Raw genomic sequence first — 21,043 nt, 5'->3', positions numbered from 1 at the left:
CGTGAGTGAGTCCCCCGAGTCCTCCAAATTCGAAGTCCCTGACGGCGTCGGCAACCCGCTCTGGCACCTGGCCCGCCGGTACGCCCGGCCCTACGTGCCCAGATACGTCGTCGCGATCGTCGGGACGGCGCTGGCGCAGGTCCCCCAGCGGGTGCCGGCGCTCGTGGTCGGCGTCGCGCTGGACGCCATCCTCCTGTCGAGCACGCCCTACGCGCTCCCGGGCGTCCCGACCGGGTGGATCCCGGAGACCACGGAGGGCCAGATCACGTTCACCGTCGGCCTGCTCGCGGCGGCGTACCTCCTCGACGGGACGCTGAGCTGGCTCGCCGGGAGGATCGCCGGGACGGCGCGCCTGCGGACGCTCCACGACATCCGCGTCGACGCGTTCGACGCGCTGGTCGGGCGCGACCTGGGTTTCTTCGACGAGCGCCAGACCGGGGACGTGATGAGCGTCCTCAACAACGACGTGAGCAACCTGAACGGCTTCGCCAACAACGCCGTTCAGGGGCTCCGGTTCGTCACGCAGATCGCCGTCGCCTTCGCGTTCATGGCGACGCTGCACCTGCGTCTGGCCGCGCTCCTCCTCGTGATGCCCGTCGGACTCGCCCTGGTCGGCCACTGGTACACGACGCGCGTCGAGACGGTCTACGAACGCGTCCGCGAGAGCGTCGGCCGGGTGAACTCGCGGCTGGAGGACAGCATCGACGGCATCGCGACGGTCAAGAGCTTCGCCCGCGAGGACCGCGAGCGCGACGCGGTCGCATCGGCCTCGCGGGAGTACCGCGACCGCAACTGGTCGGTCATCCGCCTGCGTCTCGCCTTCAACTTCAGCAGCTGGTCGATCGCCTCCTTCTCCTTCGTCGGCCTGTTCGCCATCGGCGCGTACATCAACCTCAACGGCGCGCCGCCCGTCCTCGGCCACTCGCTGACCGCCGGGACGCTCCTGACGTTCCTGCTGTACAGCAAGTCCTTCTACGGCCCGATCCGCCAGCTCATGCTCGACGTGCTCGACAGCTACGAGAACGCGCTGGCCTCCAGCAAGCGGATCGTCTCCGTCCTCGAGACGGACCGCGACGCCACCGAGACCGGCGAGGACCTCGACGTGCGCGAGGGCCGCATCGAGTACGACGACGTGAGTTTCGGCTACGCCGGCAGCGACGAGCGACAACTCACCGACGTGCGCTTCACCGCCGAGCCGGGCTCGCTCGTCGGCATCGTCGGCCCGACCGGCGCGGGCAAGTCGACGATCACCAAGTTGCTGTTCCGGTTCTACGAGCCGGACGACGGGTCCGTCCGCATCGACGGGACGGACGTGGCCGAGGTCTCCCCGCGCAGCCTGCGCGAACACCTCGGCTACGTCTCACAGGACCCGTTCCTGTTCTACGGGACGATCCGCGAGAACATCGCCTACGGGGTGAGCGAGGGCGACCACCGGGAGCCCTCGGAGGGCGAGCGGCGGAGCCGCGAGCACGAGGACCCGACCGACGAGGAGATCGTCGCGGCCGCGAAACTCGCGGGCGCTCACGAGTTCATCCGCGACCTGGACGAGGGTTACGACACGCAAGTCGGTGAGCGCGGCGAGAGCCTCTCGGGCGGCCAGCGCCAGCGCGTCGCCATCGCTCGCGCGCTGTTGCGCGAGCCGGAGATACTCGTCCTCGACGAGGCGACCAGCCACGTCGACAACGAGACCGAACGGCAGATCCAGGAGAGCATCGACGCGCTCGCCGGCCAGCGAACGACGCTCGCCATCGCCCACCGCCTCTCGACGGTGCGGAACGCTGACAAAATCGTCGTCGTCGACGACGGCCGGATCGTCGAGCAGGGAACCCACGAGGAACTCGTCGAGCGGGACGGCCTGTACGCCGACCTCTGGAAGGTGCAGGTCGGCGATGTCGACGCCGTCTCCGAGGCGTTCCTGGAACGGGCGCGGGGCCGCGAGCGGGCCGGCGAGACCGACGCCCCCGAACCGGTCGCCGACGGGGAGGTGTCCCGATGAGTGACAGCGAGGGGGAGGGCGAGCGAAGCGAGTCCTCGGAAGACGCAGCCGATGAAACCGCGAGCCGCGAGCGCGGGCGAATCGCCGCCGCGGCGGACGACGAGCGCTGGCCGCTGCTCTCGCTGCTCCGCGACGGCGGGCGCGGCGACCTGGGCTGGGTGGGACTCGGGGCCGTCTCCTCGGTCTGCGCGCAGTTCATCTCGAACATCGACATGTTCATCATCGGGCTGGCGTTCGACGCGATGTTCAACGACCGGGCGTACGCCCTGCCGCTGGTCCCGACCGGCTGGATCCCGACCGAGCCGACGCCCCAACTCGCGTTCACCGTCGCGCTCCTGTTCGGGTTGAAAGTCGTCGACATGAGCCTGGGCATCCTCGCCGAGTACTCGTTTTTCCTCTTCGCCCAGCGGACGCTCCACCGCGTCCGCGTCGACGCGTTCGACACCGTCCAGCGCCTGGACATGGGCTTTTTCGACACCCAGCAGACCGGCGAGGTGATGAGCGTCCTCAACAACGACGTGAACTCCCTCGAACGGTTCCTGGAAGTCGGCCCGAACCTCGGGGTCGTCTCCGTCTCGATGATCGCGAGTTCGCTCGTCTACATGGCCCTGCTGAACTGGCGCCTGGCGCTCATCTCGCTGGCGGTCGCGCCGGTGCTCATCGCCGTCAATTTCTGGTACGGGGCCCGCCACGAGGCCAGGAACGACGACGTCCGCGAGGAGACGGGCGTCCTCAACGCCCTGCTGGAGACGAACATCAGTGGCATCCAGACGGTGAAGGCGTTCGGCGGCGAGGGGTACGAGACCGACCGCGTGGAGCGCCAGTCGGCCACCCATCGGACCGCGAGCTGGCGCGCCCATCTCGTCGGCGTCCGTCACCAGCCCTCGCTGCGCATGCTCGCCGGCGTCGCGTTCGTCGCGACGCTGTTCGTCGGTACGGAGTGGGCGATCAACGGCCGCTTCTGGTTCCTCCCGGGGACGATCACCGCCGGCGAACTCGTCCCGTTCATGTACTACACGCAGAACCTCGTGCTCCCGGTGCGCTTCGCCGCCTGGGTGACCGGTCTCTACAAGGCCGCGACTTCCTCGGCCAAGCGCATCCTCGGCGTCCAGCGCATCGAACCGCCGCGCGACGACGGCCGAACGGTCCTCGAAGACCCCGAGGGCCGCGTCGAGTACGACGACGTGTCCTTCAGTTACCCGAGCGAGGCGCGAAACGCCTCGAACCAGTCGAGCGGCGAACGGAGTGAGCCGCGAGACGAGGAGACCGACGAGCGCGTGTTGCGGGACGTCGACCTCGACGTCGAACCCGGCGAAACTATCGGCCTCGTCGGCGAGACCGGTGCCGGCAAGTCGACGCTGCTGAAGCTCCTGCAGGCGTACTACGATCCCGACGAGGGCGCGGTCCGCGTCGACGGTCACGACGTTCGAGACCTCACGCGGGAGTCCCTCCGTCGGTCGATCGGCTACGTCGCCCAGGACCCGTTCCTCTTTACGGGAACCATCCGCGAGAACATCGCCTACGGGGTGAGCGAGGGCGAACGGAGTGAGCCCTCGGAGGACGCGAGCGGTGAAACCGCGAGCCGCGAGAGCGACCCCCGGGAGCCCTCGGACGGCGAGCGGCGGAGCCACGAGCCCGACGGGGCCACAGACGCCGAAGTCGAGGCCGCCGCGCGGGCCGCCGGCGCCCACGAGTTCATCAGCGAACTGGACGAGGGGTACGACGCCGAAGTCGGCGAGCGCGGCGTGAAACTCTCGGGAGGGCAGCGCCAGCGGATCGCCATCGCCAGGGTCCTGCTGGCGGACCCCCCGATGCTGGTCTTCGACGAGGCGACCAGCCACGTCGACAACCGGACGGAGGTCCTGATCCAGCGCTCGCTCGCCGAGGTGACCGACGACCGGACCACCTTCGTCGTCGCCCACCGGCTCTCTACAGTCCGAAACGCCGACCGCATCGTCGTCGTCGACGACGGGCAGATCGTCGAGCAGGGCACGCACGACGAGCTGCTCGACCGCGACGGACAGTACGCCGACCTCTGGAAGGTGCAGGTCGGCGCGCTCGGTTCGTGAAGGGCACGTTCCCGCGACCGGCGAAAGTTTATAACCGGATACGAGCCCTACTCGTAGTATGACGATCGTTCGCGACGAGGACGTGCTCGGCGGTGAACCCCGCATCGACGGGACTCGCGTCGGGGTCCGTCACGTCGCCGCGCGGGTGGTCGACGAGAATCGGTCACCAGCGCACACTGCAGATCAGTTCGATCTATCGCTCGCGGAGGTGTACGAGGCGCTGTCGTACTACTACGACAACATCGAAGAGATACGGGAGTTCGAACGCGCGAACGAAGCAGCGTTCGAGCGCCTCGGTGACACCGCACTGAAGCCGAAAGAGCCGGTCGAGTGACGGACCCCGACGTTCTCCTCGACGAGCACGTCGGGCGCGTTTTCGAGCGAGTCCTCGCCGAACGGGGCTACGAGGTCCAACAGGCGAAAGATCGGTTCGGCGAAGAGACAGAGGACCCCACGTTGGTTCGCTGGTGCGGTGAAAACGGCGTCATCCTCGTTACGAACAACGCGAAGGACTTCGAGCCGTTACACGAGGATATCGAACACGCCGGCCTGTTTCTCTACCGCGAGCAATCGCTCCCCGACGACGATCCTGAAGGGCTCGCGCGAGCGGTGGACGAAGTCGTCTCACAATACGGGTATCGCGCGCTCACCGACGAAATCGCCGAACTCGACGAGTGGTACGAGCTGTTCCACGAGTAGAGACTACCGTCAGCGTGCGCTGTCGCGCGTCACGTCGCACGACAGTAGTCGTGCGAGCGGGCCAGGAACGTTCACCGCTCACCATCGACTACAACAGAGACCGCCCGAGAAGAGCCGCTCACTCCTCGACTTCGTCTTCGAGCCAGTCGAACTGCTGTTCGAGTTCGTGACGGCGCTGGCGTTTGATGACGGTCGCGTCGAGGATCTGGCCGACGAGCGCGACATCGAGCGCGAAGTCGGTCGTCGCGGTCACCTCTGACGCCTCGTCGCCCACGGGCGTCACCCGGTACTCGGTGTCCATGACCTCGAAGAAGCCGTCGGCCTGTTCGTAGGCGAGGTCGGCGTCCGTCTCGACGACGCGGAGGTCGAGGGTGACCGTCGCGAGGCCGACCTGGTTCTCGAGGTGCATGTCGGCACCGTCGACGGTCACGTCGGTGAAGCCAGCGGCGAGCATTAACTCCTCCAGGTCGCCCATGGCCGCGCGGACTCGCTCGGGCGGCGCGTCGACTCGTCGAGACACGGTGACCGACTGCATGCGCGACCCCACGCGCCCCAGCCCCGTCAGTGTCACGGAGTGCCGGTTCGGTGGCGGCGTTCGCGGATCCGCCCCATCGAGCAGTCGTACGGGCGGCCGAGCGGGGGGCCGAACGTCTTCGGCACAACGCGCTCGCCCGGCGACCCCCAACTCGGGGTATGGCCAGCGACGAATCAACGGAGGCGACGCGAACGCTCGACGCGCGGGAGATCGAGGGCGAACCGTTCGGCGACATCATGGGCGCGCTCGAATCCCTGCCGGAGGACGGCACGCTCCGCCTGCTGAACAACTTCGAACCGGAACCGCTCTACGGCGTGCTCGCCGAGCGCGGGTTCACCCACGAAACCGAGCACGTAGCCGACGACGAGTGGCTCGTCCGCATCAGCCACGCCGGCGGCGAATGACCGCGAGTGACTGCGCTGACGGACCGCGACCGCTGACGGACCACAATCGCTGACCGCACCCTCGACTGCATTCGCTGATCGCCACCGAACGCCGCTCCCGACCGGGCCGTCCCCCCGCCACACCGCTGCGCAGCGCCCCGAACCAGTTCGGGACGAGGCATAGCCTCGCAGACGCCCAATCGGGGACATGGTCAGCGTTCCATCGCCGTTCGGCGCGGACGAGGACACGTTCGACGCCTACGACGAGTTCGTGCCGGCGCACGTCCCCGCTCCCGGGGAGTTTCTCGACGGACACGACGTGCTCGCGGACCGGCGCCACCTCGCCGTCCACCGGCTCGCGCGCGAGCTGTTCGAGGAGCGGGCGGTGTACGACATGACGTTCGGGTACAACCTCGCGCGGCTGAACTGCGACACCCGACACCCCGACGCGGGCTACCGGTACGCCGTCGAAGACGCCGATCGAGTCGCCGAGGCGGGCGCCACCGACGGTCTGCCAGCGGGTGCCGACGGCCCGCCCGAGGTCGCCGCGGACGCGCGAGTCCTCCGCGCGGAGTTCACGCCGACGACCGCGTTCTGCCCGCAGAGCGACACGCTCACGAAGGGGTCGTTCCGGGCGTGGAACGGGCTCACCGACCGCCACGAGTTCGACCTCGTGCGCGTCCGCGTGGCGCCGATGCACCAGCGGTCTGTGCCGATCAACGCCGCGTTGCGCGAGCTGGAGTCGACGTTCCTGGAGACCGGTGAGATGCCGGCACCGGACGACGGCGGCGGATCGGGGGCCGGTCTCGAGACGGAGATCGACGACGGCCTCCCCGGCGCGCCCGAATCCGACGGGTCGCAGACGCCGTTCTGAGGAGGGTGACGTGGGGGCGGCAACGGCGGGGCGAGTCGCATCCGACACACCGATGGTGCTCTCGTCCCACGTCTCGGGTGAATGACGAAGTCGCGCGACCGCTGGTCGCTGGCGGCGATGGTCTTCGCCGTATTGCTGGCGCAGGTGCTCCTGTACCCCGGCGTCGACCGGCTGGTCGGCGCGCTCGGCGCGACGACGGATCTGGACGCGAGCATGTGGTTCCTCGCGGCGGAGTTCGCGGCGTTCGTCGCCTTCGCCGGTGTCTGGGGAGCCGCGAGCGACCGCGCCGGCCGGCGGACGCCCTTCATCGCCGCCGGCGCTATCGGGGGGAGCGTCGGCTACCTCGCGCTCGCGGTGGTCCCCGGGCTCGCCTCGCTCTCGTTCGGTGCCGTGCTCGCGCTCCGCGCGCTCCAGGGCGCGGTCACCATCGGCGCCTTCTCGCTCGCGATGACGATGCTGATGGATCTCGACGGCGGGCACGGCCGCAACATGGCCGCCGCGGGTGCCGCCATCGGCGGCGGGACTGCACTCGGCGCGCCCATCGGCGGCCAGCTCTACGAGGTCGGCCCGTTCGTCCCGCTCTATCTCGCGAGCGCGCTCCTCGCCGGCGTCGGCCTGCTCGCGCTGGCGGTCGACGACCGGGCGCCCTCCGGCGACCGCGACTCGCTCGCTCGCGCGATGGCGGGCGTGCGGCGGACGCCAGCGCTCGGCGTCCCCTACGCGTTCGGGTTTCTCGACCGGCTCACCGCCGGGTTCTTCGCGCTCGTCGGTACGCTGTACTTCCGGACGGCGTTCGACCTCGGCCCGGGCGCGACGGGGCTGATGCTCGCGCTCTTTTTCGCTCCCTTCGCCCTCCTGCAGTACCCCATGGGCATCCTCTCGGACCGGATCGGTCGGACCCTGCCCATCGTCGCCGGGTCGGCGAGCTACGGTCTCGTCGTGATCGCTGTCGGCCGCGCGCCGACGGTCGAGTTGGCCGGCGCGGGGATGCTGGCGGTCGGCGTCCTCGGCGCGCTCATGTCGCCGGCGACGATGGCGCTCGTGACGGATCTCGCCAGCGAGCGCGAGCGGGGTGTGGCCATGGCCGGCTTCAACGTCTTCGGTAGCCTGGGCTTCCTCGCAGGCGTCCTCGTCGGCGGCAGCGTCGCGAGTGCCTACGACTACCCCACCGCCTTCCTCGTCGCCGGCGGCCTGGAGATCATCGTCGCGCTCGTGACCCTGCCGGTCTTCCTGCGATTACGTATCGGCCGGACGGCGACGTTCGCGGAGTGAATCCCGTCGCGCGGGTTCGTCCTCACCCGTCGGCGTCGGGCGTCTCGGGCAATTCCTCGGGCGTTTCCTCGGGCGCTGTCGTCGATTCCAGCGTCTCCAGTCCGTCGACGAGGTCCCGCGCGGCGTCGACCTTCTCGCTCGCGCGCCGCTGGAGGTTGTCGACGTTCGACGGCGTGCTCTCCATCGCGTCGGCGGTAGTCTGTCTGTCGAGGCCGGCGACCTCCCGGAGGAGATACGCCAGCGCCTGGCGTTCCGTCATGAGTCCGTCCGCGAGCGCCTCCGCGGCGGTCTCGGCGGCTCGGACCACCACTTCGGAGTCGGCAGACTGGGTCGTCCAGTCGCCGCAGTTGTAGCAGACGCTCTGGGCCTCGGCCTGCAACAGCGGCACCTCGTGGATCATCCCGAATCCGCAGAACGTACACGTGAACGACCGCTCGACAGTCTCGTCGAGCGCCGTCTCTGCCTCGGATCCCCCCTCTGAGCTCCCTTCACCCTCCGTGTCAGGATCTCCCATTGCATCAGTATTGATGCGACGAAGGGGCTTCAAATTTTGCACCAGATGCGATGCAAGGGATAGATGCTGAGGTACGGCTCTAAATCGGAAACGGTGGTAATAGGGGCCAGCATACCGCGCGAGCGGAGCGAGCGCGGTTTCTTCCGAGCGCGCCGACGGCGCGCTCGGCCTTTTTGCCCCATCTTTTTGCGGTGAGCGGTTCCCGCAGGTCGCCGAAGGCGACCGAGGAAACCCGAGCCGCAAAAAGGTGGTACGCCAGGACTGGGATTTGAACCCAGAATCCCAAAGGGAACACGCTTTCCAGGCGTGCGCCTTACCGTTCGGCCATCCTGGCTCAGTTGGAGATACCGCAGTCGGTCGGTTAAGGGCTTTCGTTCTGCGTCGGCAGTCGGCCCCGGGTGACGTGGGTCAGCCCAGCCGCGCCGACGGCCACCACCAGCGCGACGGCGAACTTCACGCCGATGCCGACCGGCAGATCCGTGAGGAGTTCGTAGCCCTGGACGAGCACCATAAACGAGAGCCCGCCGACGAGACCCCACAGCAGGCTCGATTTCGTCCGTGAGTCGAGCATCGGCTCGTCGGTGGACCGCTCGCGTGGCCCGTCGTCGTCGCTCGGCGCGTCGTCGTCGCTCGGCGCGTCGTCGTCGCTCGGCGCGTCGTCGCCGGCCATCACTTCGTTGCGATGGCCTCGATCTCGACGCCGACGCCCTTCGGGAGTTCGTCGACGCCGACGGCGCTGCGGGCCGGCGGTTCGTCGTCGAAGAAGGTCTCGTAGGTGTCGTTCATCGCGTCGAAGTCGCCGATGTCGTCGAGGTAGACGGTGACCTTCAGCACGTCGTCCATGCTCGCGCCCGCCTCCTCGAGGATGGCCGCGACGTTCTCCAGCGACTGCTGGGTCTGGACGTCGATGTCGGCGTCGTCGAGGAGTTCGCCGTCCGGCGTCAGGGGGATCTGCCCCGCCGTGAACACGAGGTCGTCGGTCTCGGTGGCCTGGCTGTACGCGCCCACCGCCGCGGGCGCCGCGTCGGTGTCGACGATGCGTTTCATACCCGGAGGAGCGCCCGCGACCGGCTTAAAACTCGGTGGCGTCCGGCGAGTGACCGCGCGGTCCCGGCGGCCGCGGACCGAAGCCCCGCGCTCGGGTCAGGTCGGGAGGTAGTAGAACACCATCGCGAGAAAGAGCGGGACGGTCGTCACTGCGGCGTACCAGACCGCCCCCAGGAAGAGGAACAGTCGGGACACCACGGCGTCTTCGACCCAGTCGTAGCCGACGAGCGGGAGCGCGAACGCGGCGACCGCCCAGCAGACGAGCGCGAAGGCGGGATTGCCGAGCATGACGATGCTGGCGACCGCGTCGTCGGTCGGCGCGTTCGTCAGCGTCCCGAACAGGAGAGCGGTGTGGACCGCTCCGACGACGACGAATCCGGCGACGAAGTTGCCCAGCCAGTGGCTCGTCGGCCCCATCTCGAACAGCCGCCGGACGCGCTTCGAGAGCGTGAACGGGAGCCACAGCGCCGCGAGTGCGAGCCCCGGGAGCACCAGCGCGAGCACGAGGATGGCGATGCCGAGGAGCGTCCCCGCCACGTCGCTGCCGACTGACTGTGCTGGCGGGCGGAGAGCGAGCGGGAGGGCCATGCGGACCGATCCGGCGAGGGCCGGAAAGTGTTTTCTCCTGTATCGGTCAGGACCCGGTGCGCTCGCCGGACTGTGCGCTCGTCCGCTGGACGACGGCGTACCCGCCGACGACGAACAGGGCGCCCCACGCCAGAAACGCGAGATCCCAGAGGAGCACGGAACCGGGACCGTCCGGCCAGACGTGGTGGATCGCCAGCAGGTGGTGGTCGACGACGCCCTCGACGACGTTGAACGTCCCCCAGCCGAGGATCGTCGCCCCGAACAGCACCCGCCCCGACGGCGGGACGGCGGGGTCGCGCCACGCCCGCCAGAGGAGCACCACGCCGGCGATGGTGAAGACGTACGTCGCGACGTGGAACAGCCCGTCGGCGAGCACGTTCAGCTGCAGGTCGCCGGCGACGGCCGGGTCGGGATGCGCCGAGAGCATGTGGTGCCACTGGAGGACCTGGTGGAGGACGATGCCGTCGAAGAAACCGCCGAGTCCGAGCCCGAGGACGACGCCGGCCCGGACGAGCGGCGCGATATCGTGCGGGACACCGAGCCAGCTACCCGAACGGTCGGCCATATCTCCGATACGACGAGCGCGAGGAAAAGGGCGCGGCCGGCGCCCGAAACCCGGCCGGCGTAACGGAACTCCGGCCGCCGTGACGGAAATCCGGCGTGTCGCTGGTGTGAACGTCAGGCGGTCAGTTTCGGTTCGAGGTCGCCGCGCTCGTCCAGCTGTTTGAGGATGTCGCTGCCGCCGACGAACTCGCCGTCGACGAACGTTTGCGGGATGGTCTCCCGGCCGCTGTGGCGTTCGAGCGCGACGCGGAACTCGTCGAGCGATTCGAGCGTGTCGACCACCTCGACGTCGTCGCGGTACTGCTTGAGCAGTGTGAGTGCTCGGTCGGAGTAGCCGCACTGGGGCATGATCTCCGTGCCCTTCATGAACAGGACGACCTCGTTGTTCTCGATCGCCTCGTCCACGCGCTCGTCGACCTCGTCCTGGGGAAGGCTCTCGTTGGGATCGAACGTCATACCCGTGTGCTGGCGCCCCTCGTGGATACCTCTTGCGACGACCGTCTCTGAGTCGACCTTTTCGCTGGTGACAGCACGCGGTGAAAGTCCTCGTCCCGCTCGCTAGGAGTCGCGACCACGGCCGACGTTCAGTGTCGAAAGCCCTCGGCCCGCTCGCGGTCGCTGGCCGGGATATCCTCGGTCGCTTCGCTCCCTCGAATAGTGCCCACCCAGCGACTCCCCTGCGGCGCGAGCGCGCCTCGCCCTTTCAGTCCGCCAGGAGGACAGCTATCACACCGCCACAGTAACCGCAAACAGCCTCACGCCTCCCCAACCGACTGCGCTACTCGGCTCGCTTCGCTCGCCTGCGTTGCTCATCCCTCGCACGGCTCCGCCTCGCGGCCCCACTATCGTTCGGCACGCTCGCCAGCGGCCGCCACAACGTTCGTTCAACACATCATCGCACCAGAATAATGTCTTCACCCGAGCACGGCGGCGAACACGCGGTAGAGCCCGAACCCGATGGCGATGGAGGCGACGAGCGTGATGAGCCAGAAGGCGAGGGTGACGCCGATCTTCCGGCGGGAGACGCCCGCCGAGCCACCGGCGAGGCCGCCGCCGATGACGCCGGAGATGATGATGTTGTTGAACGAGATGGGGATGCCCAGGGCGATGGCGACCTGGGCGATGACGAACCCGGGGACGAGCGCGGCGATGGAGCGGCGGATGCCCAGCGAGGCGTACTCCCGGGAGGTCGCCTGGAGGAGTCGCGGCGCGCCCATCCACGCCCCGCCGAGGATCCCGACCGCGCCGATAGCGAGCAGGACGATGCCCGGCAGTCCCAGTTCGGCGCTGTAGAGGTTTTCGAGCGGTCCCGTGGCGAGGCCGACCTGACTCCCGCCGCTGGAGAAGGCGACGACGCTGCCGAGGACGACGAGAAAGGTCCGGATCCCCTTGTCGACCGATTGCTGGGTCCGCCGACGGATGAACTGGAAGCTCAGGACCGCGAGGGCGACCGTCACGACGGCGACCATCGGCTGGACGGTCGTGACGGCGGGCAGGTCGACCAGGTCGGCGGCGAGTCCGGCCAGCGAGTTCTGCGTGGCGTCGGGCCCCGAGGGGATGACGCTCAACTCGACGTTGGCGACGATCGCGCCGACGACTGCCGCCAGGAGGGGGACGCCGACGGTCTCGGGGATGTCGTCGCGGCGGAGGATCGTGGCGGTGAGGTAGGCGAGTCCACCCGAAACGGGGGGGACGAGCACCCAGAACGTGACGATCCGGCGGTACGTGTCGAACGCGGGGTCGCCGCCGAGCGAGAGGCCGACGCCGACCATCGCGCCCGTGGTCGCGAAGGCCGCGGGGACGGGATAGCCCGTGTAGACGCCGAAGGCCATGAACGCGCTGGCGGTCAGCAGGCCGGCGGTGGCGGCCAGCGAGGTGATCGCGACGCCGTCGATCAGGCCCGCCCCGACCGTCTCGGAGATGGCGCCGCCCTGGGTGATCGCACCGAGGGCGGCGAGGATGCCGATGAGGAACGCGGCGCGCATCGTCGAGATGGCGTTGGCGCCGATCGCGGGCGCGAACGGCGGCGAGTTGCTGTTGGCGCCCAGCGCCCACGCGGTCAGCAGGCTCGTGACCGTCGCGAGGACGACCAGCGCCCAGAAACCGACACCCGCCACGCTCACGACCCTCCGTCGGTAGACGATGCAGCCATCGCCGGCACGTTGTGTCGGCGTCCGAATAAACGTTCGCGCCAGCGCACCCCGGCGACGATCGGCATCACCGGGCGGCGACCGCGACACAAGACATATCCGCCGCCGCTCGAAGCACTGGCCATGCGATTTTCCGGCGCGTCCGACTCACCCGTCCGTGAGGTGGAGCGATGATTCCGGACGGACCGCAGACGCTGACTCGCCGGCGACTCCTCGGCGGCGTGGCCGGCGCCGGCGCTGCGGCGCTGGCCGGCTGCGGCGCCTTCGAGCGCGAGGCCGACGACGCGACGACCGCCGTCCCCGACGACCGGGCGCGGGACCTCGCCGAGCGGTTCGCCCCGACGCTGTACTTCGACGAGGGCGAACGGTGGCTCCCGACGGACCCCCGACCCTACGAGCGCGAGCGCGACGGCGAGACGGTCGTCGACGGCTTCGCCGCGTTCGACGGCTACACCGACGCGTTCGACGGTGACTCTCCACCTGAGCCGACCGTGTTCTACAACGCGGTCGCCTACGAGGGCTCGCCCCTGGCGGTCGTCCAGTACTGGTTCTACTCGGCGTTCGACCAGTTCACCACCAACTTCCACTGGCACGACTGGGAGGTACTCCACGTCTTCGTCGACACGGATTCGGGCGACCCACAGCTGTACGTCGCCAGTTCCCACTCCCGGACGGTCCCGAACAACGAGTTCCTCGACCCCGACCCCGGCCGCCGACCGCGGATCCTCTCGGAGCTCGGCTCCCATTCGAGCGCGCTGTCGGTCAACGACGCCGCCGACCGCTTCCAGCGACTCGGGGGCGGCGACCTCCTCGCCGACATCACCAACAGCGCCATCGAGGGCCTCGAAGACGTCGCCGAACTGCCGCTCGCCTACGGCCTGCCGCGCGACGAAGGGGGTCGCCTGCCGTTCGTCGTCCCGGAACTCGACGGCGCACCGGTCTACGAACACGACCGGCTCCCGTCCGTGGCGGAGTCTGACCTCGTGCCGGCGGAGGCGACTGTTCGGTCGTTCGACGCGCTCTCGTCGCCGCCGACCGACCTCCCGGAGCGCTCGACCGGGCTGGTCTTCGACGCGGCGGCCACCGACGCCGACGCCGAGATCGACGCCGACGTGACGTACGACCTCGTACCGACGGCCGACCTCGAACACGTCGCCGACTTCACCGGCCCGCAACTGAGTTTCGAGTTCGCGATCCCGGGCGCGGTCGAAGACGCCGTCGCGAGCCACCTCACGGCGCCGGGAGCGCCGTGGGAACAAGCGCGATACGAGAACCCGGCCGCCGACGTCTCCGACCCGACCCACCGGCGGGCACTCGCCGACCGCTACGACGCCGTCGGCGACCCCGCACCGGTCAACACCGTCCTCGCCCGCGTCGTCGAAGCGGTCCCCTCCCCCGACGCGCCGGAGAACGAAGGCCTGACGACGCGGGAGTCACCGGTCGAAGCGGTCGCGCTGGTCGAGAGCGAGCCCGAGGCCGTCCCGACGTTCGGCGGCATCGCCGTCGCGCAGGACGTCCCCGACGGCGAACACCGCCTGACGGTCAACGGCGCCGGCCTCGCGCCGCACAGCGAGACCGTCGCCGTCGGCGAGGCGGCGACGACCGACGCCTCGGCTGCCGGGACTGAAACGGCCGACGGCACGGCAGCGGCGACCGACGTCGGGACACGAACGCCCGGTGACGGCCCCGTTTCGGGCGTGACGGCCGCCGGCGTCGGCGGCGACGTGTCGCTGGTCGCCCGCGAGGACGCGACGAAACTCGCCGTCGACCCCACCGAGAGCGACGACGACCTGACGGACCTGGCCGTCGAGGACGACTTCGCGGGGCGCCTCTACGACGCGCCGCTGTCCGGCCCGGACGCCGTCTACGTCCACCGCGGCGGCGCCTACACGGCGGAGGTCAGGGACTCGGACGACGAGGTCGGTGCCGAACGCGTCAATCCCGGTACCGAGGAGCGCGTGAGCGTCGACCGCCCGCAAACTGGAAAAGCATCGCTCGCCCGGTATCTCGCCGACGTGGCCGAAGAGACCCGAGCGGCGGTCGCGGCTGAACTCGACGACGAGAGCGACGTTGACGGCGACGCCGGTTCGTCGGGGCAGGGACAGGGCGGCGGCGGAGGTGGTGGCGGCGGGAGCGACGACGACGGCGGACCGGGCAACTCGCTCCGGGGCCTCGTACAGGTACTCGAAGCCATCGCCGCGGCCGCGGAGCGGGCCGCCGAGCGCGCCGAGGCCGGCGACCGCGGGCAGGCCGACGCGAGTATCGACGCCGTGGCTTCGCGGCTGGAACGCGCGACCGAGCGACTGGAGACGGCCCGTTCGGCCCTCCCGCCGGGACTGGCGAACGCGGCCGACAACCGCTTCGAGCAGATCGACCGGCGGTCGAAACAGGCCAAAAACTCCGAGAAGCTCTGATGGGTTTCCCGGGGGAGAGCCGCGTCACTCGGTGTCCGCGTCCGAGTCGCGCTCCTCGTCCTCGCGGCGGACGACGAGCACCGGGCCGACCGTCTCGGTGGCGACGCGGTCGGCCTCGTCGCCGAAGAGGAACGACTTGAGCGACGGCGCGCGCTCACCCATGACGACGGCGTCGTGACCCGCCGCCGCGTCGACGAGCGAGTCGAACGGTGCGCCGGTCGCGTGTACCGTCTCGACGTCGATACCGGCTTCGCGAAGGATCGTCGCACCCTCGTCGAGGACGGTCTGTTCCGCCTCGCCCTCGTCGTCGGACGCGAAGAAGAGCGTCACCTCGATGTCGCGGTCGCCGACCAGTTCGGTGACGAACGCCGTGATGCGGTCGACGGCCACGTCGCCGATCACCGGGACGAGCAGTCGCTCGACTGGCCCGGTCGCGCCGGTGACGGCGAACGCGTCGGCGGCGACCTCTTCGGCGACGCGCTGGATCGACTGCCGCCGGTCGTGCGTGAACACGAGTCGCCGCTCGGCCGCGCCGCCCGCGGCCGCGAACTCCTCGGTCACGTCGTCGAGCGCCTCGTTCGCCCGGTCCTCGTACTGGAGTCGGGCCTGGTCCGGCGGCGTCTGCTCGGGGACGACGTGATAGCCCAGGACCGTCACGTCGACGGTCCCCAGCAGGTCGATCAGCCCCGGTGAGACGGTATCCCCCTCCAGTATCGCCAGCGACACGAGGACGCGAGTCATAGTGCTCCCCGCAGACTAACGTCGCGAGCGTAATAGAAGTACCAGGCCGCGCTGGCGAGCATCACCGCGAGCCCGATGACCTGTGATATCCGTCGCATGAAGCCGATGAGCGCGAAACTCGACAGCGCGCCGAGTATCGGCACGACGGGGTAGCCCGGCACCCGGAAGTCGGGGTCGTACCACTCGGGTTCGTCCCGGCGGAGCATCAGGAGAGCCACGCACATCAGCCCGTAGAGGATGAGGTGCAGGAAGGAGGCGACCTCCGCGAGGACCTCGACCTCCCCGGTCGCGACGAGCACGAGCACCGGTCCGCCGGCAAGGCCCAGCGCGACGTGGGGCGTGCCGTACTTGAGGTTGATACGACTGGCTCCCCGCGGGAGGAGGGCGTCGCGGGAGACGGCGTAGATCGCTCTCGACGTACTCAGGATCGAGGCGTTCGCGCTGGACATCGTCGCGAGCAGGCCGCCGAAGACGATGGCGAGCGCGCCCGCGCCGCCGAGGTAGTGCCGACCCACGTCGACCATCGCCGTCTCGCCGAGTTCGGCGAGGCGGGCGCTCTGGAACGCGCTCGTCGCGACGAACACCGTCACGACGTACAGCACGCCGACGATGACGACCGACCCGACCATCGCCAGCGGGAGGTTCCGCCCCGGCTGCTTCATCTCGCCGGCGACCGTCGCGACCTGTGCGAACCCCAGATAGGAGGTGAACACGAGCGCCGCGGTCGTCAGGACCGACACCGGACCGAACGGCATGAACCGTTCGGGAGCGCTCGCCGTGCCGACCACGCCGAGCGCGTCGAGGCTGCCGTACAGCAGGAACACCGAGAGGATCGAGAGGAGGAGCGCGACGACGCCGTTCTGGAGTTTGGCGGCGTTCTCCGTCCCGGTGACGTTCAGGACGGTGAAGCCGGCGCCGAACAGCAGGGCGATCGGGATGACGAGGCCGGTGCCGACGCTGACCCCGATCTCGGCGAGCGTGTCGACGGCGTAGTAGCCGAAGCCGACGAGGTAGAAGGCGGTCGCGAACACGAGCCCGAACCACAGCGAGAGGCCGACGACCGTCCCGGCGAGCGTCCCGAGGCCCCGGGAGATGAAGTAGTAGCCGCCGCCGCTTTTCGGCATCGCCGTCGCGAGTTCCGAGGTGGGGAGCGCGACGAGCAGCGCGACGACCGCGCCGATGGTGAACGACCCCGCCGCGGCCGGGCCGGCCTCGCCCGCCGCCAGCCCGGGGAAGACGAAGATGCCCGCCCCGATCATCGTCCCGATCCCGATAGCGAGCCCGCCGGTCAGGCCGAGCGTCCGCTCTAGCTCGGCGTCGTCGGTGATCGTCGCCTCGTCGGTTTCGACTGTCTCCTCGACGACCGGCGCCTCGCCCTCGATGTTCGCTCCGCCGGGCGCGTCTGTACTCACGAGACGTACGATCTGTCGCCATCCACCTATGTCCAGCGACGGTTCAGACCCCGATCAGCGACGGCAGCACCGTCAGTACGGGTCGGGGTCGAGCCGTCCCCCGTCGAGTTCGAGCGGCGCGGACGCTCCGACGGTCACGTCGTCGCGCTCGCGCAGTTCCGTCGCCACCGGCTCCGAGACCACGAGCGTATCGGGATCCATCGTGCTCGGGATGCGAGCGACCCGCAGATCGGCCGGGTCGGCGACGCCGGTGGTCGAGCAGGCAAGCACGAGCGCGGTGGCGTCGTCGGGGACGACGAACGGGAGTTTCGCCCGCCGGGGCTCGCCGCTCGTGACGATGTTGACGTACGTGTCTTGGAAGTCCACGTCGGCGACCAGATCGCGGTGGACGAAGTCGGCCAGACCGATCCCGACCGCGTTGCCGTGGGACGGGTCCGTCAGCGACCGGGCGTAGACCCGGGTGATCGACGGTGAGTCCGGTTCGGCCTCGCCGTGGAAGTCGTAGCGACCGAGGACGTTCGTGTCCATCCCCGTCCCGGACTTGTCCTTGCCCATCGCGTCGACGACGAGCAGGTCGAGGTCGTCGACCGGGAGTTCCGCAAGGTGTTCGTGAGCGAGGTCCAGCAGTTCGGGTTCGCGGTCGAGCACGTCCGCGGCGTCGATGCCCTCGACGTGGGCGGCGCGGTGGTCCGCGTTCTCGACGACGGCGATCCCGCCGACGATGGGCGTCTGGGCCCGCAGGATCTCGTAGCGGTCGGCGATCACGTCGGCGAAGTCGGTCGCGATGGCGGCGTTGTGCAGCGACTCGGCGCCGCGGTGTTTGCCGAGGCCGATCACGGCCATCTTCGCGAGACCGCTCTCGACGTCGCCGCGGAAGTCCGTGTGGGGCTTGACGCGGTTGGCGAGCAGGACCGCGTCGGCTTCCAGGGCGTCGCGAGCGGCGTAGACCGGCCGACCGAGGTCGTCCTCGCCGACGGCATCGACGGCCATCGACGAGCGGATCTCGCACCCGAGCGTCTCGGGCGTCACGCCGAGCGCCGCGAGCGTCTCGCGCTGGCCCGCGGCCGTCGCGCCGCCGTGGCTCCCCATCGCCGGGATCACGAACGGGTTGAATCCTCGGTCCCCCAGGCGCTCGACCGCGGCCGCGAGGACTGCGGGCATGTCGTGAATGCCGCGGCTCCCCGCCGTCACCGCGACCGACGCGCCCGCATCGAGGTCGTCGAATCCGTCGATCGCGTCGACGGCCTCGCGCGCGGCCGCGGCCACGTCCTCGACGGATTCGGGGTCTCGCTGCCGGTGGGCGACGGCGAACGCGGGGAGGTCCGCGACGGTGTAGTCGTTGGCACCGGCCAGCGCGTCGGCGTCGGGGAAGTCGACGTTCATGATCTCCTCGGCGGGCTCGAGGTCTGGTCGTCCTCGCGAGCGGCGCGGTTGCGCGCGATCCGCGCCGCGAGGTCGACTGCTTCGACCATGCTCCGCTCGCTGGCGACGCCCTGTCCGGCGATGTCGAAGGCCGTGCCGTGGTCGACGCTGGTGCGAACGATCGGCAGGCCGACGGTGACGTTGACGCCCGAGACGGCGTCGTCGCTGGCGAACCCGAGCATCTTGATCGGGATGTGGCCCTGGTCGTGGTACATCGCGACGACGCAGTCGTACTCGCCGGCCGCCGCCCGCGCGAAGACGGTGTCCGGCGATTCCGGGCCACGAACGTCCAGACCCTCCGCGCGGGCGTCCTCGACGGCGGGTCCGATCTCGCTACCTTCCGTGACGCCGAGGATCCCCCCGTCGCCCGCGTGGGGGTTGAGCCCCGCGACGGCGATGGTCGGGTCCTCGACGCCCAGGTCGCGCATCCCCTCGTGGGTCAGGCCGATCGTCGTGCGGACCCGCCCGGTCGTGACCATGTCGCAGGCCTCCGTCAGCGGGACGTGCGTGCTGACGTGCGTGACGGCGAGGTCGTATCCCGCGTCCTCGTCACCGGAGCCGACGCTGTTTCCGTCGGCAGAGCCGACGCCCTTCCCGTTGGCAGAGCCAACGCCCTCCACGAGCATCATCGCGTAGTCGTCGGTGCCGGTCGCGTCGGCGAGCAGCCCGGTGTGGCCGGCGAACTCGCTGCCGGCGAGTCTCGTCGCCTGCTTGTTGATCGGCGCGGTCGCGATGGCGTCGACATCCCCGGCAGTCGCGAGGTCGATCGCTCGCCGGACGTAGTCGAGGCTCGCCGCGCCGTAGTCCTCGCTGACGACGCCGTACTCGAGCGCGTCCGCGTCGACGTTGTCGAGGTCCAGCACGGGGATCGTCCCGGGTTCGGCGGTCGTCTCGGTCGCCGATTCGACGGCCGCGACCGCGAGGTCGCTGCCGCGCGTCTCGACGGCCGCCCGCAACACGTCGGCGTCGCCGACGACGAGCGGGTCGGCCGCGTCGAGCAACGCCGGATACGCCGCGGCGACGACCTCCGGGCCGACGCCCGCGGGGTCGCCCATCGTCACGGCGACTGTCGGTCGCTCCATGCTACGCACCCAGCGCGTCCAGACAGTTGAGGATGACTCTTTCCCCTCCGAAGCCGCCGGCCTTCGTGACGACTCGGGTCCCCGCCGCCGGCCCGGTGGCGATCCGCCCCTCCGGGACGCCCTCGGCGACCGACTCGCCGGTGAGCGCGAGTTCGTCGGCGCCGAGCGCGTCGAGGACCGCCCCTGCCACGTCGCCGCCGGTGAGGAACAGCACGCCGGGGGCCGCGCCGTCGACGGTCGCCCGCGCGGCCGCGGCGAGGGCGGTCGCGATCCTGTCGGCGGCGACCGCGTCGACGTCCGCAGCCGCTCGCTCGGCCGCGCTCACGTCGTCGGCGCCGGTCGCGGCCGTCACGACGGCTCGGCCGCGTCTGTCGAGGAGCGTGGTGAGGGTCTCAGCGGCCGCTCGCCCGGTCTCCTCCGGGTCTCGGACGGCGGCCGCCGGGTCGAGGCGGACGACCGCGGCCCCGTCGACTGCCGCGAGCTGCGCGAGCGTCCGCTCGTTGACGCTCCCGACGACGCCGAGGACGCCCGATTCGCCGCTCGAATCGGTGCGCGGATCGGCCGCCGCCGCGGCCTCGCCCGGCACCGCGACGTGCGCCGCGAGACCACCGCTCCCGACGAAGAGCACGTCGAGATCCACCGATTCCGCGCCGTCGGCGATCGCCGCGAGTTGGTCGTCGGTGTGCGCGTCGCAGATCGCCAGCGCCGGTCGGTCGTCGGCCGCGAGGGCGGCGAGGCGGTCGGCGACGGTGTCCGCGCCGACCGCGACGGTCGCCGTGTCGACCCGGCCGACCGGATAGGCCGAGGGCGTGAAGAACGCTCGCAGGGCAGACTCGCTCGCGCCGTAGCCCGCCTCGGCCAGGGGCGTCCCGTCGACCAGGTGGCGGCCGTCCTCGGTGGTCCGGCCGGTCGCTGGAAAGGCGGGGGCGACGACGGCCAGATCGGCTCCGGCCGCGGCGACGGCGGCGTCGACTTCGGCGACGACGTTGCCCCGGAGCGTCGAGTCGACCTTCTTGTAGACGAGCCCCGCGGGATGGGTGTCGACTGCGCGGGCGACGGCGGTCGCGGCGACATCGGCGTCGTCGTCGCGGCTGTCCGTGTCGACCACGAGCACGTCGGCAGGGCCAGTGGCGGTGTCGGGTGGGTCGGCGCCGGTCGAGCGGCGGACACGGACGGACCGGCCGCGTTCAGCGAAGCCGTGCCCCGTGTCCATCGCCCCTGTGAGGTCGTCCGCGACGACGAGCGCGTTCGGCATTGACACGGATTCCTCCCGCTCGTATT

At 70.2% G+C, this 21,043-nt stretch carries 21 protein-coding genes and 1 tRNA gene; 8 read left to right on the top strand and 14 right to left on the bottom strand.

What is annotated here, in order from left to right; all coding sequences use genetic code 11:
- Position 1 precedes the first annotated feature (1 nt).
- From ACMGFE_RS11850 to ACMGFE_RS11835, 4 genes are read left to right on the top strand one after another with little or no spacing between them, the layout of a single operon-like run.
- Positions 2-1,996 (top strand): ABC transporter ATP-binding protein, encoded by a 1,995-nt coding sequence (locus ACMGFE_RS11850; RefSeq protein ID WP_436925407.1) that lies wholly within the window; start codon positions 2-4, stop codon positions 1,994-1,996.
- Positions 1,993-4,065 (top strand): ABC transporter ATP-binding protein, encoded by a 2,073-nt coding sequence (locus tag ACMGFE_RS11845; protein ID WP_436925406.1) that lies wholly within the window; start codon positions 1,993-1,995, stop codon positions 4,063-4,065. Before ACMGFE_RS11850 ends, ACMGFE_RS11845 begins: the two co-directional genes overlap by 4 nt.
- Positions 4,066-4,123: 58 nt before the next feature.
- Positions 4,124-4,399: a DUF433 domain-containing protein gene (locus ACMGFE_RS11840; protein ID WP_436925405.1), complete on the top strand. Its 276-nt coding sequence runs from the start codon at positions 4,124-4,126 to the stop codon at positions 4,397-4,399.
- Positions 4,396-4,764, top strand: coding sequence for a DUF5615 family PIN-like protein (locus ACMGFE_RS11835; protein WP_436925404.1), 369 nt, complete (start codon positions 4,396-4,398; stop codon positions 4,762-4,764). Before ACMGFE_RS11840 ends, ACMGFE_RS11835 begins: the two co-directional genes overlap by 4 nt.
- A gap of 118 nt (positions 4,765-4,882) precedes the next feature.
- Here ACMGFE_RS11835 and ACMGFE_RS11830 read toward each other — a convergent pair whose 3' ends face one another.
- The gene (locus ACMGFE_RS11830) at positions 4,883-5,299 is read right to left on the bottom strand and encodes an SRPBCC family protein (protein WP_436925403.1); all 417 of its coding nucleotides are present in this window, start codon (positions 5,297-5,299) and stop codon (positions 4,883-4,885) included.
- A 158-nt stretch (positions 5,300-5,457) separates the two neighbouring features.
- Here ACMGFE_RS11830 and ACMGFE_RS11825 point away from each other — a divergent pair, with 158 nt between their 5' ends.
- From ACMGFE_RS11825 to ACMGFE_RS11815, 3 genes are all read left to right on the top strand, one after another.
- Positions 5,458-5,703: a DUF2249 domain-containing protein gene (locus tag ACMGFE_RS11825; RefSeq protein WP_436925402.1), complete on the top strand. Its 246-nt coding sequence runs from the start codon at positions 5,458-5,460 to the stop codon at positions 5,701-5,703.
- A gap of 187 nt (positions 5,704-5,890) precedes the next feature.
- Positions 5,891-6,556 (top strand): DUF7998 family protein, encoded by a 666-nt coding sequence (locus tag ACMGFE_RS11820; protein ID WP_436925401.1) that lies wholly within the window; start codon positions 5,891-5,893, stop codon positions 6,554-6,556.
- Positions 6,557-6,637: 81 nt separating this feature from the next.
- Complete coding sequence (locus ACMGFE_RS11815; protein WP_436925400.1) at positions 6,638-7,828, top strand: MFS transporter; 1,191 nt, start codon at positions 6,638-6,640, stop codon at positions 7,826-7,828.
- 22 nt (positions 7,829-7,850) lie between these two features.
- Here the strand turns inward: ACMGFE_RS11815 and ACMGFE_RS11810 are convergent, their stop codons facing one another.
- The 8 genes from ACMGFE_RS11810 to ACMGFE_RS11775 form a co-directional block, all read right to left on the bottom strand.
- Entirely contained in the window at positions 7,851-8,342 is a 492-nt protein-coding gene (locus ACMGFE_RS11810; protein WP_436925399.1) for a hypothetical protein, read from the bottom strand.
- A gap of 253 nt (positions 8,343-8,595) precedes the next feature.
- Positions 8,596-8,676, bottom strand: a tRNA-Ser gene (locus tag ACMGFE_RS11805).
- A 27-nt stretch (positions 8,677-8,703) separates the two neighbouring features.
- On the bottom strand, positions 8,704-9,012 hold the full coding sequence (locus tag ACMGFE_RS11800) for a DUF7981 family protein (RefSeq protein WP_436925398.1): 309 nt from the start codon (positions 9,010-9,012) through the stop codon (positions 8,704-8,706).
- Complete coding sequence (locus ACMGFE_RS11795; protein ID WP_436925397.1) at positions 9,012-9,389, bottom strand: Rid family detoxifying hydrolase; 378 nt, start codon at positions 9,387-9,389, stop codon at positions 9,012-9,014. Before ACMGFE_RS11795 ends, ACMGFE_RS11800 begins: the two co-directional genes overlap by 1 nt.
- 96 nt (positions 9,390-9,485) lie before the next feature.
- On the bottom strand, positions 9,486-9,977 hold the full coding sequence (locus ACMGFE_RS11790; RefSeq protein WP_436925396.1) for a DUF8162 family protein: 492 nt from the start codon (positions 9,975-9,977) through the stop codon (positions 9,486-9,488).
- 46 nt (positions 9,978-10,023) lie between these two features.
- Positions 10,024-10,542 (bottom strand): DUF2243 domain-containing protein, encoded by a 519-nt coding sequence (locus tag ACMGFE_RS11785; protein WP_436925395.1) that lies wholly within the window; start codon positions 10,540-10,542, stop codon positions 10,024-10,026.
- A 113-nt stretch (positions 10,543-10,655) separates the two neighbouring features.
- The gene (locus ACMGFE_RS11780; RefSeq protein ID WP_436925394.1) at positions 10,656-10,997 is read right to left on the bottom strand and encodes a glutaredoxin family protein; all 342 of its coding nucleotides are present in this window, start codon (positions 10,995-10,997) and stop codon (positions 10,656-10,658) included.
- Positions 10,998-11,455: 458 nt separating this feature from the next.
- A complete protein-coding gene (locus tag ACMGFE_RS11775; RefSeq protein WP_436925393.1) occupies positions 11,456-12,658 on the bottom strand; it encodes an inorganic phosphate transporter in 1,203 nt (400 codons plus the stop codon).
- 203 nt (positions 12,659-12,861) lie between these two features.
- Here ACMGFE_RS11775 and ACMGFE_RS11770 point away from each other — a divergent pair, with 203 nt between their 5' ends.
- On the top strand, positions 12,862-15,105 hold the full coding sequence (locus ACMGFE_RS11770; protein ID WP_436925392.1) for a hypothetical protein: 2,244 nt from the start codon (positions 12,862-12,864) through the stop codon (positions 15,103-15,105).
- A gap of 24 nt (positions 15,106-15,129) precedes the next feature.
- On the opposite strand, the gene ACMGFE_RS11765 is transcribed toward ACMGFE_RS11770, so the two are convergent.
- From ACMGFE_RS11765 to ACMGFE_RS11745, 5 genes are all read right to left on the bottom strand, one after another.
- Entirely contained in the window at positions 15,130-15,846 is a 717-nt protein-coding gene (locus ACMGFE_RS11765) for a universal stress protein (RefSeq protein ID WP_436925391.1), read from the bottom strand.
- Positions 15,843-17,258: an APC family permease gene (locus ACMGFE_RS11760; protein ID WP_436925390.1), complete on the bottom strand. Its 1,416-nt coding sequence runs from the start codon at positions 17,256-17,258 to the stop codon at positions 15,843-15,845. Before ACMGFE_RS11760 ends, ACMGFE_RS11765 begins: the two co-directional genes overlap by 4 nt.
- A 72-nt stretch (positions 17,259-17,330) precedes the next feature.
- Entirely contained in the window at positions 17,331-18,641 is a 1,311-nt protein-coding gene (locus ACMGFE_RS11755) for a nickel pincer cofactor-dependent isomerase, group 22 (protein WP_436925389.1), read from the bottom strand.
- Positions 18,638-19,771 (bottom strand): 4-hydroxythreonine-4-phosphate dehydrogenase PdxA, encoded by a 1,134-nt coding sequence (gene pdxA, locus ACMGFE_RS11750; RefSeq protein WP_436925388.1) that lies wholly within the window; start codon positions 19,769-19,771, stop codon positions 18,638-18,640. The genes ACMGFE_RS11755 and pdxA overlap by 4 nt, the downstream gene beginning before the upstream one ends.
- Positions 19,764-21,017, bottom strand: coding sequence for a four-carbon acid sugar kinase family protein (locus ACMGFE_RS11745; RefSeq protein WP_436925387.1), 1,254 nt, complete (start codon positions 21,015-21,017; stop codon positions 19,764-19,766). The genes pdxA and ACMGFE_RS11745 overlap by 8 nt, the downstream gene beginning before the upstream one ends.
- Between the last annotated feature and the right edge of the window lie 26 nt (positions 21,018-21,043).

The sequence above is a fragment of the Halosimplex amylolyticum genome (genome assembly GCF_051414035.1).
In the GTDB taxonomy this organism is placed as follows: Archaea; Halobacteriota; Halobacteria; order Halobacteriales; family Haloarculaceae; genus Halosimplex; species Halosimplex amylolyticum.
Note: the sequence above shows the minus strand (reverse complement) of the source record. Positions and strands in the feature narration are given on the sequence as shown.